Genomic DNA, 16025 nt, shown 5'->3' with positions numbered 1-16025 from the left:
CCTAGAAGTTGTCATCTTGCTGGTGTGCCGCCGGGGCCGCGATCACCATGGATTCCAGTGCCTGGGCCAGCAACTGGCGGGCAGCCTCGTGCACATCGGTTGCCGCCAGCCAGTCGGCACTCATCAGCAGCATGGGAAAGTTCACCCCGGTCACCACGGCTACCGGCTGCGGCCATTCGGGGTCAAACGCAAAGCGGCATGCCACGTTGTAGGGTGTGCCACACTCCATGTCGCACAGCACCAGCACCCCGTCAGCCCCCGCGCCATGACGGCGCAGGGTCTGTTCAAACTCGGTGCGAAACGCCGCTATTCCCCCCTCTTCGGTAAGAGAGACTGTGGCTACGGCGGGCAGCTCGCCGTAGACCATGCTGGCGCTGGCCAGCAGGGCCGGCGCCAGTGAACCATGGGTTGCGATAAGGATCCTCAGCATCTTGGTTACCCCCTCACATAGGCTTTGATGGTGGCGATGGTCGCCCCTTCACTCTCGCCACTCGGACGGATGCGATAGCGCCCTACCGACGCCGGTACGATAAAGGTCTCGGCGTAGTGCACCACAAACGGCGCGAACGCATTGTCGGGACTCTCCACCGTTGCCTCTCGTCCCTCAATCAGATTGAGCACCTGCACCGTACCGCCGGTGTCGTGCTCGACCGGCACACTGAACCAGTGGCGACGGGTCTCGATAAATTCCCGCTCATGCAGTCCGGTACGCTCCTCGCGCCAGCCCGGCCCTTCGGCGACGAGCTCGATGCGATTGACCAGATGCTCGCGGGTCCAGTCGGTGTCGCGCTCCCACTGGATCACCTTGCTGCCATGCTCCAGATGGATGGGGCGCGGGATGCCGTCGAGCCCGACCCGACCCCAGTCCCACAGCTTGAAGGTGAAGATGTAGGGGGTTGCGCTGATCTCGAGCACCATGGCCCCCTCTCCCGAACAGTGGACGGTTCCGGCCGGGATCAGGAAGTGATCGTGCTTGCGGGCCGGGAAGCGGTTGATGAAACGCTCGTCGTCGAAGGGCTTCTCGCCGCGCTGGGCGGCAGCCAGCTCTGCCAGCATCTCCTGCGGGTCGATACCGTTGCGCGTGCCGAGGTAGACGCAGGAGTCCGGCTTGGCATCGAGCATGTAGTAGCTCTCGTCCTGGGTGTAGTGCATGCCGAACTCCTGCTGGATGTATTCGGTCAGCGGATGCACCTGCAGACTAAGCGGCTGCCCCCCCACCGTATCGAGAAAATCGAACCGGATCGGGAACTCGGCGCCAAAGCGGGCGTGTACCCGCACCCCAAGCAAGGCGCTGGGCTGGCACAGCACCAGGTTTTGCGACGGGATCTCCACCCTCACCTCGCCAAAGCGCAGATAGAGGCTGTTCTCCTCGGGTACGCAGTCAAAGCACCAGGCATAGTTGGGTTGGGCCGGGTCCAGATCACACACCTGCTTCATCCACTGCCCACCCCAGACCCCCGGGTCGAAGAAGGGCACCACCCGGAACGGCTGGCGCGCAGCCTGATGCAACCCTTGTTGCAGTGCCGCCCCCGTTACCATGGTCGGCTTGCCCCTGGTGTTGGTGTCGAGCAGAAAATCGATGGTGGGCAGCTGGGCCAATTTATGGCGGTCAAACACCCGCCATTCGATGAAGAAGGCACGCTTGTAGCGGCGCAATATGTCCTCTTCGGTGTTATCTGCACCCCAGTTACCAATCTCTTTACGACGCAGACGCTGCTGGATCTCCCAGCGGGCAAGATCGGCATAGACCCGCACATCCCCTTGCACCACCAGCGAAGCGCCGCTGCCCATCACCACCACCAGACCTTCGGCCATCTCTGCGACCTGCTGTTGCAGGCGCGCCAAGGCAACCGGGTCAAAAAACTCCACCATCTTGTGGGGTGCCAGCACGCCAAACACCCTGTCATCGGTGATGAAGCGATCCAGCATCGCCAGCACTTTGGGTTCGGGCAGGCGCGCCTGTTCCACATCGATGAGCGTGTGAGGCTCGAATCTGGCCAGCAGTTGGGTGCGCAGCTCACCCTGATCCACGCCGTGATAGCAGTCGATCACCAGCACCACTTTCGCCCTCTCCTGCCCGTTCACTTTGGCCTTCAGCTGATGGGCAATCGCGTCCCATCCCGCACAGGCGGCCCGCTCATATCCAACAACGGTCACTTCTGGATATTTGTCGTAGTTGGAAACGTAACTCGAATGAATCATTGGCTTGCTCTCTCGTTGACACCTACGACAGAGATAAATCGATTAACCCGTTAACCACAACCTGATAAACACGATTAACCTCAAACATTGGGATATATCATCGGTATTGGCGGTGAAATTCGTGATCAATCGCTCACTTGCAACCTTCTGTCATCCGAAATAAAGGTTAATCGATATATCTTGATGACACGACCATGACTGGACCCACACCATGAGCAATGTGACTGTTGCCGATATTGCCCGCCATCTGGGCGTTTCCACCGCCACCGTCTCCATGACCCTGCGCAACAAGGGACGCATCTCCGACCACACCCGCCAGCGGGTACTCAAAGCCATCGACGAGCTCGGCTATGTCTACAACCAGACTGCCGCCAACCTGCGCAACAAGAGCAGCAATCAGGTCGGTTTGCTGCTGCACGACATTACCAACCCCTTCTATGCAGAGATGACGGCGGGACTGAGCCGGGAGATGGAGCATCACGATCTGATGCTGTTTCTCGCCAACAGCGAGGAGTCAGCGGCAAGGCAGCAGCAGTTTATGGACTCGCTGCAACGCAACAGCGCCGCCGGCATGGTGATCTGTGCTGCCCAGCCCACCCCCCACAGCTTTTTCGAGAGCCTGCAGCGGCGCCATATGCCTACCATTCTGGTGGTGCGACCGGTGCCGGATGTGGCGATCGACTTTGTCGGCACCGACAACTTTCTCGGTTGCCAGCTGGCGACCGAGCACCTGCTGAAACTCGGCCACCGTCATATCGCCTTTGTCGGGGGCTCCCCCACCTCCATCAGCCGCTCCCAGCGCCTCGGTGGCTACATGAGCAAGCTGCTCGAACACGGCATCTCGCCCAAACCGGAGTGGATCATCGGTTGCGGCGCCAGCCGAGTAGAGGGCACCCGCGCCATGACGGCGCTGCTGGAGCTGCACCCCGAGGTGACGGCGGCGGTCTGCTATCAGGATGTGGTGGCGCTCGGCGCCATGCTGGCGCTGCGCAAGCAGGGGCGCCTCATCGGCCAGAACTTTGCACTGGTGGGTTTTGACGATCTGCCGGAAACCGCGCTGGTCGAACCGGCGCTCACCACCGTCTCGGTGGCTGCGCGGGAGATCGGCCGCAAGGCAGGCGAGCTGCTGCTTGAGAGGATGGCCGGCAACGACGAGCCGGCCAAGAGCATCATTCTGCCCCCTACTCTGGTGGTACGCCAATCTTGCGGCAGCCCCTAGCGGGCCGCCGCCAGCTCCGATTTACATCCCTTGCTGATCGCTGGTCACGAGGCGGGGCGTGCCATCTTCTCCGGCCAGCACCCGAACGGCAAAGCCGCGCGTGCCCATCGCTTTGTAGTCGTGACCAGCAACGGCAGGCCAGACCGCCAGCGCCGAGAGCTGCGTCTCGCCGGTGTTGACGAGTCGATGGGCCACATGGCCCGGAATATGGTGAACACTGCCGGGAAAGACCTGCTCCAACTGGCAAACACCGGCCATATCCTGCAACAGCAATAGCCCCCTTCCGCACAACCCGAAGTAGTATTCGGCCTGCTCGGCGCGAGCATGGATATGACCGCGGGTCATGAAAAACTCCTGCCCGACCCGACCAGCCTCCAGATAGGTCACCCCCATGTTGAGATCCCCCTCGCCACCATTGCCGGGCAGCATGGCAACCCGATAGAGCGGCGTATCGGGCGAGAGCGCAGCCTCGGCGTGCGGGTCGGCAAAAAGCCCCTGCAAGTCAGCCAGGGTGGTGCACTTCTCAACCAGTTCGGCGCCACCGAGCTTGCCGGTCGCAAAATCGAGAATGGGGGGGATCATGGGCGTCATCATCTGCTCCTGGGTATCGGGTTATCAGCGGGCGCAGGTGCGCCCCAAGCACCTCACGCTAGAGGGTTAATCCATTAACCACAAGCAAAATAACGCCTGCATTTTTCCCTGTATCCGGCAATAAAAAAGCGGCCCACAGGCCGCTCTTGGTTATGACGTGTTGCCGGGTGGCAAGGCTTATGCCGTGGCCAGCTTGGCCTGCTCTTCGCCGCGCTTGAGCATGGCGTAGGAGACACCGGTCAGCAGCGAGCCTGCGGCAATCGCCACGATATACATCATGACGTTGCTGATGGCGTGCGGGATGAACAGCACGAACAGACCGCCGTGGGGGGCCATCAGTTCGCAGCCAAACAGCATGGAGAGCGCACCGGTCAGGGCGCCGCCGACCATACAGGCCGGGATGACCCGCATCGGATCCTTGGCGGCAAACGGGATGGCCCCCTCGGAGATAAAGCACAGACCCAGCACGAAGGAGGCTTTGCCTGCTTCCTGCTCCGCCTTGATGAACTTGGTGCGGGCCAGGAAGGTGGCGATCCCCATCCCCAGCGCCGGCACCATGCCGGCGGCCATCACCGCAGCCATCGGGGCGTAGGTTTTGGAGGCCAGCAGGCCGACCCCGAAGGCATAGGCCGCCTTGTTGACCGGGCCGCCCATGTCGAAGCACATCATGGCACCGATAATGACACCCAGCAGCACGGCGTTGGCAGAGCCCATGTTATTGAGGAAGGTGGTCATGGTATTCATGATGCCGGCCACCGGGCCACCCACCACGTAGATCATCACCAGACCGGTAAAGAGGCTGGCAAAGAGCGGAATGATCAGGATGGGCTTGAGCGCTTCCAGGGTCACCGGCAGGCGCACCTTGTCGCTCAGGTACTTGGCGCTGTAACCGGCCAGGAAACCGGCCACGATGCCGCCAAGGAAACCGGCGCCCAGCGAGCTTGCCAGCATACCGCCGATCATGCCGGGGGCGAGGCCCGGGCGATCAGCGATGGAGTAGGCAATATAGCCGGCCAGCACCGGGATCATCAGGGCGAAGGCGGAGCCGCCACCGATCTTCATCAGGGCCGCGGCCAGGGTGCCTTCCACTTTGAACGCCTCGATCCCGAATACGAACGAGAGCGCGATGATAAGGCCACCCGCCACCACCATCGGCAGCATAAAGGAGACACCGGTCAACAGGTGCTTGTAGGGGCCAGCTTTTTCCTCTTTCTTGGGCTGGCTGGCACCGCTGTGGCGATAGGTTTTCGCCTCGTTCCACGCCTTGTCGAGCTCGGCGCGGGTTTTCTTGAGCGCCGCCCCCGTGCTGGTGCGATAGACCGGCTTGCCGTCGAAACGGGCCATGTCCACCTCGATGTCGGTGGCGAGGAACACCAGATCGGCGGATGCAATCTCCTCGGCAGTCAGGGCATTTTGGGCACCGACCGAGCCTTGGGTCTCGACGCGGATCTGATAACCCAGCTGTTTGGCCATGGTCTCCAGCGCTTCTGCCGACATAAAGGTGTGAGCCACCCCGGTCGGACAGGCTGTCACCGCCACGATGCGCTTGCCTGCGGCGGCCGGTTTGGCGGCAGCATTGGCAACGGCGGAGGCGGCTTGATGACGATAGACACTGGCGCCGCTGGCGGCTGCCTCCAGCAAGGCGGCCGGATCCTGCAGGGCGAGATCCATGCTGCCCTGATAGACCCGCTTGCCGTCATAGGCAGCGAGATCCACCGGAGTGCTGGCGACGACCAGTACCAAGTCGGCCGCAGCAATCTGCTCTTTTGAGGGGATCTGGCGCGGTTGCATACTGGAGCCAACGTCGAGGGTGAGTTCCCAGCCAGCCAGTTTGGCCTGCTGTTCTATCCGTTTTGCAGCGAGAAAGCTGGTGGCAATGCCCGCCGGGCAAGCCGTAACCAAGATTGCTTTCATTGGGCATCTCCTGAGTTTTCCATTGAGGGGGTATGGCATTGAACCGGTGCCAGCACATCCAGACGCTCTACGCGCACCTGTTCAAGTAAAGGGTTGAGCACATTGATATCGTCAAAGCCGACTGCGACCTGACTGACCGCCAAGGCCGAGACGGCGGTGGCCAGCCGCAGGGTCTGCTCCGGCGCCCAGCCAAGGCTCAGACCATGGGCGAGACCAGCTACCAGCGAATCGCCGGCACCCACGGTACTGACCACCTGCATCCGCGGCGGAATGGCCTGCCAGACGGCATCCGGAGCAAACCAGATAAGGCCATCGGCGCCGTTGGAGATCACCACATTGGGGATCCCGCTGGCCTGCAGCGCGCGGGCACACTCGGCCTGCTCGCTCAGGGTCTTGACGGGGCGGCCAGCCCACTGGCTCAGCTCCTCCAGATTGGGTTTGACCAGGGTCGGCGCCGCCTTGATCCCTTCGCTTAAGGCCGCGCCGCTGCAATCGAAGATCACCTGCTTGCCCTTGGCCTTGAGCAGACGGATCAGATGGGCGCAGTAATCGGGAGCCACCCCTTTGGGCAGGCTGCCCGCCAGCACGAACCACTCAGCATCCGGAGCCAATTGGTCGATGGCCAGCTCCAGCGCGCTCACCTCCCCGTGCTGGATGGTGAGCCCAGGCAGATTGAGATCGGTGACCCGACCGGATTGCTCGGAAATCTTGACGTTGATGCGGGTGCTGCCCGCGACACGGACAAAGTGATCATCCAGCGCCCGCTCAGCAAACAGGGAGACAAAGCTCTGTTCATTGTCAGCGCCCAGCCAGCCGGTGACGCCTACCTCGCGGCCCAAATCCTTGAGCACCATGGCGACGTTGATCCCCTTGCCCGCCGCACGCAGGTTGGCCTCGCTCACCAGATTGACCTCGCCAAGGCTCATCGCCTCGAGACGGGTGGTGAGATCAAGGGCGGGGTTGAGGGTAATGGTGACAATCTTCATCAATGCGCCCCCTCGCCCAGACCAGCGGCAATGGCCTCACCGATCCCCTTGAGAGCCGCTTCGGCATCTGCCCCTTCGGCGCGAAATGCCAGACGGTGACCGCACTTGACCCCAAGGCCGATCACCTTCATCAGGCTCTTGGCGGAGACCGCCTCGCCGCTGCCATCCAGATTGGCAACCCGGATGTCGGATTCAAACTCTTTGGCCACCTTGACCAGCATGGCACCCGGACGGGCATGCAGGCCGTGGGGGTTGATGATGGTGAAGGTTTCGGAAAGACCGCTCGCAGGCCCCGCCTGCAACATGGCCAGTCCCTCACCGCTCGCCAGCGTAGCCAGCTGACCAGCGGCCGCCAGTTTGGCCAGATTCTCCAGTTGCGGTAGATGGCCGCTATCTGCGGCGCACAGCAGCAGCATGGCGTTGACCGGCAGCTCCCCTGCGCGAAGTTCGCTACTCGGGGTGGCCAGCACCCAGCCAGTCTGGGCCGATGCTGTTTGCTGAACATTGGCGCGGGCCAGCCAGATGCCCTCGCCCAGATAGGCCGGTTCGCTTGCCAGCAGCGCGCTTACCATGGCGGCATCGCCCCAACCGGCGGATTTGGCGCGGGCAGCGGCGCCCAGCAGCAGCTGGTCGCGATCATCGGCCGGGAAGTCAGCCAGGGTCAGGTATTGCACCTCTTTCGCGGCAGTGGCGCCGGTCAGGATATTGATGATGGTGTCGGCGTCGGTGGCCTCTTTGAGCTGGGCTGCCGCCTGCTCGTCACCCAGCACATGGGTGAGCTGGCGCAAGATGCCCAGATGCTCGTCTGACTTGGCGGCGATACCGATGGCGACGTAGGCGATCTGCCCCTCGTCCCACTCGATGCCATGGGGGAACTGGGCCACCATGACGCCGGTGCTCTTCACCAGATGACGGGTGTCGGTGGTGCCGTGGGGAATAGCGATGCCGCTGCCAAGGTAGGTGGCATGCTGCGCTTCACGTGCCAGCATGCCATCGACATAGCCCGCCTCCACCAGACCGGCCTCGGTCAGTTTGCCTGCCAACAGGGCAATCGCCTCGGCCTTGGTCGCCACCGACTGCCCCAGCAAGATCTGCTCTCGCACCAACTTCAACATAGCCACTCTCCATCAGATCCCGGCATCGCCGGGTCAACACAATTGAACATTCGGTTTGCCTGCCAGCTGACGATAGTCGGGATACCTCGAAATGTGATCCTGACCGGGTTTTATCACCCTGCTCTGCATCTCTGCGAAGCGGTGCTGCTGACAAGCTGAATCGTTTCACTTACACTCAGACTGAATCGTTTCAGCGAATTGATCAAGTACCCACAAAGAGCGGTTTTCAATGATATGATCCCGCGCACACTTTTCGGTGCCCTTACCAGGCAGTGCCCGTGGGCCTAGCAACTCAAACAGAGCCAATATGATGAAACTGGATGAAATCGCCGCCCTCGCCGGTGTCTCGCGCACCACGGCCAGCTATGTGATCAACGGCAAGGCCGACCAATACCGCATCAGTCAGGCCACCCGCGACAAGGTGATGGCCGTCGTCACCGCCCACAACTACCAGCCGGACAGCCGCGCCGCCTCCCTGCGCGGCGGCCAGACCAAAACCCTCGGCTTTATCCTGCCCGACCTTGAGAACGCCAGTTACGCCAAGCTGGCCAAACGGCTGGAACAGGGGGCGCGGGCGCAGGGCTATCAGCTGCTGATCGTCTGCTCGGAAGATGATCCTGCCACCGAAAAAGAGCTGGCCCAGATGCTGGTGAGCCGCCATGTGGATGCCCTGCTGGTGGCCAGCTGCCTGCCGCCGGACGATCCCTTCTATGGCAACCAGCAGGCGCAGGGGGTGCAGATCCTCGCCATCGACCGGAGCATGGCGGCCGATCGCTTCGTCACCGTCGCCAGTGAAAATGAGAAGGCGAGCCATGACCTCACCGCCTCCCTGCTCACCCCGGCCATTCGCCATATCGCTTTGATCACTGCGCTGCCTGAACTGACGATCAGTCTGGAGCGAAAAGCAGGCTTCGAGCAGGCCATCGCCAGCCACAGTGCGACCTGCCACCTCTGTGAAGGGGCCCACTTCTCGCGCACCGAGGGGTATCGCCTGATCAAACATCTGCACCAGCAGCTGGGCCAGTTGCCCGAGGCGCTGATCACTACCTCCTACATCCTGATGGAGGGGGTACTGGACTACCTGCTGGAACAAGAGACCGATATGAGCCAGCTCGCCATGGCCACCTTCGGCGACGATCGGCTGCTCGACTTCCTCCCCTTTGGCATCAACTCCCTGCCCCAGCAGCACGACGCGCTGGCGAGCCAGGCGCTGGAGCTGGCGCTCAAGGCGGTCAATGGCGACTACCAGAGCGGGCTGCACTATGTGAGCCGTACCCTCAAGCGCCGTCGCTAAGCCGCCAGCAACAACCCCCCACAACCGCACAGGCTGCCGGCACAAACTGCCAGCATGGGCAGCCAGAACTGACAGCCTGTGCGACTTCTTTTCTCAACGCCCATCTTTGCACGCGTCTGTTTGATCAGCGGAAGATCGGCCAACCGGCCGACAAGGCTTGCAACCCCTGCTCAGGGCCCGTTTATCGGCCCATCGGCTCGCTATAAATTGAATTTATGGCTTTTGACCATATGACCCTATTTTTACTTATACCGAACCATTCGGGCCGCTAGAGCCCTGTTTTACCCTCTGTCGCCCCTTCCAGACACCTGTAGCAACTCCCTCCGATCCCGAGGGCCGGTTCAAGCGGATTGGCATCGCCCCCTCAAGGCGCACATTTTTTCGGCACATAGCGCTGAGTGTCATTTTTTATTTCCACTTAAATGCCTTCCACAGCACAAGATCCGCTTTTTAGGGGTTGTCTCCGCTATTTCGATCCGTTAACGTGGCAACCATCTTTTACAGCCGACAGGTTTCAGGTACAGATGTTTCCACGCCGATATTGCTAGCCTCCGGCTTTTTCCCCGGAGGCGCCTCCCGACACAGCCAACTGGCTCTCTCTTGTTTGCAACATCTCCGCTCACTTTCGGATGGATAACATGAACACCAAGACTCTGGGTTGTACCCTGTTGATTGCCGGCACCACCATAGGCGCCGGTATGCTGGCCCTGCCGCTGGCCTCCTCGTCCCTCGGCGGCCCCGCCACCCTGCTGCTGATGATTGGCCTGTGGGCCCTGATGGCCTTTACCGCCATGCTGCAGGTGGAGGCCAGCCTCAATACCGGCAAGTGGTACCTGCACCAGCTGGCGGATCACCTGCTCGGCCCCTGGGGCAAGCGCATCGCCTCCTTCTGCATCCTGATGCTGTTCTACGCCCTCGCCTCCGCCTACATCAGCGGTGGTAGCAGCCTGCTGGCACAGGCGCTGGCCGATGCCGGCATCACCCTGAGCCAGGAGCAGGCCGCCTGGGCCTTTACCCTGCTGTTTGGCGGCATGGTCTGTGTCGGCACCCGCTCGGTGGATTACCTCAACCGGCTGATGTTCACCATCAAGCTGGTGATCATGGTGGGCGTGCTGGCACTGCTGCTGCCGCGCGCCCAGGGCGAGCACCTGCTCGCCATGCCGCTCGGGGAAGGGCTGCTGCTGGCGGGCCTGCCGGTGATCTTCACCTCGTTCGGCTTTCACGGCTCAATCCCGAGCGTGATGCTCTACCTCGGTGATTGCCCCAAGCAGTTGCGCCGGGTCTTTGTCTGGGGCTCCGCCCTGCCGCTGATCCTCTACGTGCTGTGGCAAGTGGCCATTCTGGGGCTGCTCGGTCAATCCTCCCTGCTGGCCAATGGCGGCGCGCTCGACAGCCTGCTCGCCAGCGTCGGCAAGCTGGTAAGCTGGCCCGCCTTCAATCAGGCGATGCACCTGTTCGCCGATCTGGCGCTCGCCACCTCCTTCCTCGGGGTGACGCTGGGGCTGTTCGACTTTATGGCCAAGGTGACCCGCCGCAAGGACAACTGGCAGGGCCGCAGCCAGACCGGCCTTATCACCTTTGTGCCGCCGCTGCTGTTTGCCCTCTACTTCCCGCAGGGCTTTATCATGGCCCTCGGCTACGCCGCCATTGCGCTGGCCATCCTCGCGGTACTGCTGCCGGTAGCGCTGGTATGGCAGAGCCGCAAACAGGCCCCCGCCCACCACTACCGCGCCCCGGGTGGCGTAGTAGCGCTGGGAGTAGCCGGCGCCATGGGTGTGCTGATTGTCGGCGTCCAGATCAGCGTCAGCATGGGACTGCTGCCTGCGCTGTAATCCCCGATACTGAATGCCCCAAATAACAAAGCCCCGCCAAGCTGATTGGCGGGGCTTTGTTTTATCACCACGGCACATACCACTACTCTGCCCATCCCCTCTCTCGCACCAGAGGGATAAAGGACCTTTCAGCTACGCTTTTTCCATACGCAATGGAGTGGGGAGCAAGGTATGAAGTGGGCTGGCTGGTTTCTGCTGTGCTGTCTGAACCCGATTGCCCAGGGCGCGCCCCTGTCGCTGGCGGCGCCCGTGGAATATATCCCCCTGCTGCGCCCCTTCTATGAGGAGTGGTTTGGCAAGGCCAGGGTCGATTTCACTTTTATCCCCTGCACCAGCGCCCGCTGCAAAAAGCTGCTTGATTCCGATAGCACCATCGATGGGGATATCGCCCGGATCAAGGGCTTTGAGCAGACCCACCCGCAGATGCTCCCGGTCGGCACGGCGATTGGCGAAGTGACCATCTATGCCCAGAGCAAGCAGGACGCCAGCTGGCCCCCCGCCAGTCAGGAGCGGGTTGGCTGCCTGCGCGGCATTCAGTGGTGCAACCGCTATCTCGACAGTCGGCGCATCGTCTGGTTCAACGATGAGAAGCAGGGTCTCGCCCTGCTCCAGCGCGGCAGAACCGACTGGGTGATCCGGCTGCTGCCGACCAATCAAGCCCCCCTTGCCGCACCATGGAAACGGGTCTCCGATATCGAGGTCTATCTCTACCTCAACAAGAGCCGCCAGGCCGATATTGCCGCCCTTGTCCAATCCCAACAGCAGCTGATAGCGAGCGGCCGCTGGCAGCAGATGCAGGAGCGCTACTTCTCGGCTCTGCTGACCCCCGTCCGCTGATCAGGACACTACCGAACAAACCGCCAAAAACCGTGTTTTATACAATCTTTTTTGCCACCAAAACCTGAACGGACAGTTCAAAACCCGTTCATGCCCGATCGCTACACTGCCCCCTCGTTTATCGCTTTCAGGAGTTTGAAAACAATGATGTTGCACCTCACGAAGAGTTCCCTTGCCCTTGTTCTGCTTGCTGCCAGCGGCGCCCTCAGCGCGGCCGAAATCACCAACAACAATATCACCGAGGCCGACATCAAGGCGGCGCAGGATGCCTGGGGCGCGGCGCTCATCAAGATCAGCGATGACTATCGGGCCGGCGGTATCGAGCGCGCCAAAGCCACCGCCGAGGCGGTACTCGACAGCGCTTATGGCTACCATCAAGGGCCGGTGCTGTTAAAGCCCACCCTCGCCGGTGGCGAGCAGACCTTTCGCACCACCCGCGAGGGGGCGCTGGCCTATTTTGTCGGCAACAACAGCGCCTATCCGGCCGACAGCGGCTTTGCCCTGAAAAACTGGCAGAGCTACCGCTATGACAATGCCGCCGTCTATATCAACGGCAACATGGCGCTGACCATGGGCAAGGTGCATCTGGTGGATCGCGACAACAAGGAGACCACGGTCGACAAGAGCTGGGGTTTCAAGAAGGGGGATGATGGCAAGGTGCGCATCGTGCTGCACCACTCCTCTCTCCCCTACGGCGCCTGACTGGCGAAGTGCAGCTGATTGCGCTGCACGCAACCTAAAACCCGACAACAAGCCCTGCCAGACTGGCGGGGCTTTTTTTATCCGGCAAGGGCGATCAGGACGCCATGGCCGAGCCCCCTTTACTGCTACCCTCAAGGGCAAGCCATTGAGCGCACAACAGATCCATGCTCATCCATCACTTCGGGAGCCCTACACCATGACCATACTGCCCATCTATGCGGCCCTCCTTGCCCTGCTCTTTGTCCTGCTCAGCGTACGCACTATTCGCACCCGTCACCGCCAGAAAGTGGCGCTCGGCCATGGCGATGATCCCGCCATGCTGCGGGCCATGCGGGTGCACGCCAACTTTGCCGAGTATGTTCCCCTCGCCCTGCTGCTCATCTATTTCGTCGAAACAGGCAGCCATGCCCCCTGGCTGGTTCATCTGCTGGGGAGTGCCTTGCTGCTTGGTCGCCTTTGTCACGCCTTCGGCATGAGCCGCACGCCGGAGAATTTCCGCTATCGGGTGGTGGGAATGGGGCTGACCTTCACCGTCATTTTGCTGAGTGCGGCCTGCCTCCTGATCACCGCCCTGCTCTCCTGACCAGAACAGGTCAGCCAAACGCGGAGCCGCAGAAGCAGAAATAGAAAAGCCCTGCCGATATGGCAGGGCTTTTCGTTTAACCGATCAGAGCGGGAGAGTGGCTCTCCTTGCCCTTACTGGTTATGGCTGGCGCGACGGGGACGACGAGCCTGAGCCGGCTTGGCGGCGCCATCAGCCGGACGCTGACCACCCTGGGGCTTGGGCTTGCCGCCGTTGCCGGAGCGGTTAGCGCCTGCGTTGCCACCGTTGTTGCCGGAGCGAGCGGCACCCTGACGCTGGCCTTGACCTTGCGGACGCGGCGCACGGCGCTGCTCGCTCGGATCACGGGGCTCTTTGCGCAGCGGCGCGCCGATACCACGGGCGATGTTGTCGAGGGTCTCGCGGGACGCTTCGAAGCCGGGCACCTGCTCGCAGGGGATGTTCTGCTTGGTCAGACGCTCGATGGCCTTGATAAGCTTCCCTTCATCGGCCGCAACCAGGGAGATGGCGTGACCGGCAGCGCCAGCACGACCGGTACGACCGATACGGTGTACGTAATCTTCCGCCACGTTCGGCAGTTCGAAGTTCACTACCTGCGGCAGCTTGTCGATATCGAGGCCACGGGCCGCGATGTCGGTCGCCACCATCACGCGCACGCTGCCATCCTTGAAGCCGGCCAGTGCACGGGTACGGGCACCCTGGCTCTTGTTGCCGTGAATGGCGGCGGCACTGATGCCGTCTTTTTCAAGCTTCTCGGCAACCCGGTTGGCGATGTGCTTGGTACGGGTAAAAACCAGCACCTGCTGCCAGTTGTTGCTGGAGATCAGGTGGCTCAGCAGGGCAATCTTGTTGGCCTTGTCGCACGGGTGCACCAGCTGCTCGATACGCTCGGCGGTGCTGTTGCGCGGGGCGACTTCAATGACAGCCGGGTTGTCCAAAAGGCCGGTTGCCAGCTCGCGAATTTCATCGGCGAAGGTGGCGGAGAAGAGCAGGTTCTGGCGCTTCTTCGGCAGCAGGGTCAGGATGCGACGGATGTCGCGGATAAAGCCCATGTCGAGCATGCGATCCGCTTCGTCCAGTACCAGGATCTCCACCTCGTCAAACTTGACGGCATTCTGGTTGTAGAGATCGATCAGACGGCCCGGACAGGCCACCAGCACGTCCAGACCACGGCGGGTCGCCATCATCTGCGGGTTGATGCTCACGCCACCAAATACCACGTGGCTGCGCAGGGGCAGATGCTTGCCGTAGTTGCGCACGCTCTCGCCCACCTGGGCGGCCAGCTCGCGCGTCGGAGTCAGTACCAGCGCACGGACGCGGTTCGGAGAGACCTTGCGCTTGCTCTCCATCAGACGTTGCAGCATCGGCAGGGTAAAGCCTGCGGTCTTGCCAGTCCCTGTTTGGGCCGCCGCCATCAGGTCGCGGCCAGCCAGAACGGCGGGGATCGCTTGCTGCTGAATGGGAGACGGGGTGTCGTAGCCTTGTTCGGCAACGGCACGCAACAAGGGTTCGGCCAGACCGAGGGAAGTAAAACTCATAGTTACCTGCTAGGGATAGGGGCGCCGACAATCCGGGATGGGGCTCCTCTGCTGAGCCGATGCCATCTCGCCAGACTCGGGCCTGTTGAGAACACAACGATTTCCCCGGGGAGCAGAGCAAAGGGGAAAGAATAGGGGGGCAGTCTAGCGGAGTTATTGAGGAGAAACGAGAAAAATGTGATGTTCCTCCCAGCACGAGGAGAAAATCCCGCCTTCCCTGCCCCAATTGCTCCCGTTTATCCGATCTTTTACTACTGCCCTATTAACATCAAACACAATAAAAACACTCTGTTGTCAGCAAGGCACGGAGATCAAAAAGATCAGGGATGATGAGGTTTATATGAAGAGGCAATCAGGCTTTCCCATCAGCTGGCCACTCTGGCTTGCCCTGCTGCTGTTGTGGGCGATGCCGGCACAAGCCGACAAGCAGGTTCTCACCGTGGCCTGGAGCCACTGGCCCCCCTTCAGTCAGCTCAACAATAAAGGGGAACTGGCAGGGCTCGATATCAGCCTGACCCGCCAAATCCTCACCAAGGCGGGTTTCACCCCCAAATTTCGTGAAATTCCCTGGGCCCGGGCACTCCATCTGGTGGAGCATGGCCAACTTGATATAGCGATGGGTGCGCTGGCGCTGCCGGAGCGCGAGCAATACGCCCGCTTCTCCGCCCCCTATCGCCACAGCGCCTACGTGCTGCTCAGCAACGATCCCATTCCCGGCCAGCAGGATCGCTGGGCCGGTTACCCGACCCTCTCTGCGCTGTGCAACGCCAAGGGGCTCAAGATCGGCAAGCTGCGCGGCACCCGCCCGATGCAACAATTGGAAAACTGCCCGGCACTCAAGGAGGTAACCGAGTACAACGCCGACGACCGGCTGATCGATCTGCTGCTCGCCCGCCGCCTCGACGGCGTCATCATGGAGTGGCAATACGCCCGTTATCGCCTCGACCAGCTCGGCGCCACCGGCTTTATCAGCTGCCAGTTGCTGCTCCACCACCAGCCGGTCAGCCTGATGTTTGCCAAAGAGAGCATCAGCGATGAGCAGCTCGTCAGCATCGACAAGGCGATCGCCACCCTGCCCAAAACCGATCGCAACTTTCCGCCCCCCACATGCCGCCTGAGCGCTGCACCCGCTGGCGATGAACCCCCGCTGCATTAACCCGAGCGGAGAAAACAAAAAGGCGACCCAAAGGTCGCCTTTTTCATGCTGGCCAATCAAGCGTTGATCCGCCAGTG

General features: G+C 61.6%; 14 protein-coding genes. 7 read left to right on the top strand and 7 right to left on the bottom strand.

Annotated features, from left to right (window positions below; genetic code table 11):
- Window position 1 precedes the first annotated feature (1 nt).
- Complete coding sequence (locus tag BS300_RS00485; protein ID WP_071910030.1) at window positions 2-430, bottom strand: PTS fructose transporter subunit IIA; 429 nt, start codon at window positions 428-430, stop codon at window positions 2-4.
- Between the two features lie 5 nt (window positions 431-435).
- On the bottom strand, window positions 436-2202 hold the full coding sequence (locus tag BS300_RS00480; RefSeq protein WP_071910028.1) for a class I mannose-6-phosphate isomerase: 1767 nt from the start codon (window positions 2200-2202) through the stop codon (window positions 436-438).
- A 211-nt stretch (window positions 2203-2413) separates the two neighbouring features.
- Here BS300_RS00480 and BS300_RS00475 point away from each other — a divergent pair, with 211 nt between their 5' ends.
- Window positions 2414-3421, top strand: coding sequence for a LacI family DNA-binding transcriptional regulator (locus tag BS300_RS00475; RefSeq protein WP_071910026.1), 1008 nt, complete (start codon window positions 2414-2416; stop codon window positions 3419-3421).
- Between the two features lie 21 nt (window positions 3422-3442).
- Here the strand turns inward: BS300_RS00475 and BS300_RS00470 are convergent, their stop codons facing one another.
- The 4 genes from BS300_RS00470 to fruB all read right to left on the bottom strand — a co-directional run bounded on the left by BS300_RS00470 (window position 3443) and on the right by fruB (window position 8027).
- Window positions 3443-4012: a glucose-6-phosphate isomerase family protein gene (locus BS300_RS00470; protein ID WP_071910024.1), complete on the bottom strand. Its 570-nt coding sequence runs from the start codon at window positions 4010-4012 to the stop codon at window positions 3443-3445.
- Window positions 4013-4189: 177 nt separating this feature from the next.
- On the bottom strand, window positions 4190-5926 hold the full coding sequence (gene fruA, locus BS300_RS00465) for a PTS fructose transporter subunit IIBC (protein WP_071910022.1): 1737 nt from the start codon (window positions 5924-5926) through the stop codon (window positions 4190-4192).
- Entirely contained in the window at window positions 5923-6912 is a 990-nt protein-coding gene (gene pfkB, locus BS300_RS00460) for a 1-phosphofructokinase (protein ID WP_071910020.1), read from the bottom strand. Before pfkB ends, fruA begins: the two co-directional genes overlap by 4 nt.
- Entirely contained in the window at window positions 6912-8027 is a 1116-nt protein-coding gene (gene fruB / locus BS300_RS00455) for a fused PTS fructose transporter subunit IIA/HPr protein (protein ID WP_071910018.1), read from the bottom strand. Before fruB ends, pfkB begins: the two co-directional genes overlap by 1 nt.
- Window positions 8028-8334: 307 nt before the next feature.
- On the opposite strand from fruB, the gene cra reads away from it, so the two are divergent.
- The 5 genes from cra (at window position 8335) to BS300_RS00430 (ending at window position 13275) form a co-directional block, all read left to right on the top strand.
- Complete coding sequence (gene cra, locus BS300_RS00450) at window positions 8335-9321, top strand: catabolite repressor/activator (protein WP_071910017.1); 987 nt, start codon at window positions 8335-8337, stop codon at window positions 9319-9321.
- 638 nt (window positions 9322-9959) lie between these two features.
- Window positions 9960-11153, top strand: a complete 1194-nt coding sequence (locus tag BS300_RS00445) for an aromatic amino acid transport family protein (RefSeq protein ID WP_071910015.1) — start codon at window positions 9960-9962, stop codon at window positions 11151-11153.
- A 171-nt stretch (window positions 11154-11324) separates the two neighbouring features.
- Window positions 11325-11990, top strand: a complete 666-nt coding sequence (locus BS300_RS00440) for a hypothetical protein (RefSeq protein WP_071910013.1) — start codon at window positions 11325-11327, stop codon at window positions 11988-11990.
- Between the two features lie 144 nt (window positions 11991-12134).
- Entirely contained in the window at window positions 12135-12692 is a 558-nt protein-coding gene (locus BS300_RS00435; RefSeq protein ID WP_071910011.1) for a hypothetical protein, read from the top strand.
- A 196-nt stretch (window positions 12693-12888) separates the two neighbouring features.
- The gene (locus BS300_RS00430; protein ID WP_071910009.1) at window positions 12889-13275 is read left to right on the top strand and encodes an MAPEG family protein; all 387 of its coding nucleotides are present in this window, start codon (window positions 12889-12891) and stop codon (window positions 13273-13275) included.
- Window positions 13276-13388: 113 nt separating this feature from the next.
- On the opposite strand, the gene BS300_RS00425 is transcribed toward BS300_RS00430, so the two are convergent.
- On the bottom strand, window positions 13389-14792 hold the full coding sequence (locus tag BS300_RS00425; protein ID WP_071910007.1) for a DEAD/DEAH box helicase: 1404 nt from the start codon (window positions 14790-14792) through the stop codon (window positions 13389-13391).
- Window positions 14793-15198: 406 nt separating this feature from the next.
- Between BS300_RS00425 and BS300_RS00420 the strand changes: the two genes are divergently transcribed.
- Window positions 15199-15948 (top strand): transporter substrate-binding domain-containing protein, encoded by a 750-nt coding sequence (locus BS300_RS00420; RefSeq protein ID WP_239693785.1) that lies wholly within the window; start codon window positions 15199-15201, stop codon window positions 15946-15948.
- Window positions 15949-16025: the final 77 nt, after the last annotated feature.

The organism is Aeromonas sp. SCS5 (assembly GCF_001887375.1).
GTDB lineage: Bacteria > Pseudomonadota > Gammaproteobacteria > Enterobacterales > Aeromonadaceae > Aeromonas > Aeromonas jandaei.
The sequence above is the reverse complement of the archived record's forward strand: the minus strand, read 5'-3'. Positions and strand labels throughout refer to the sequence as shown.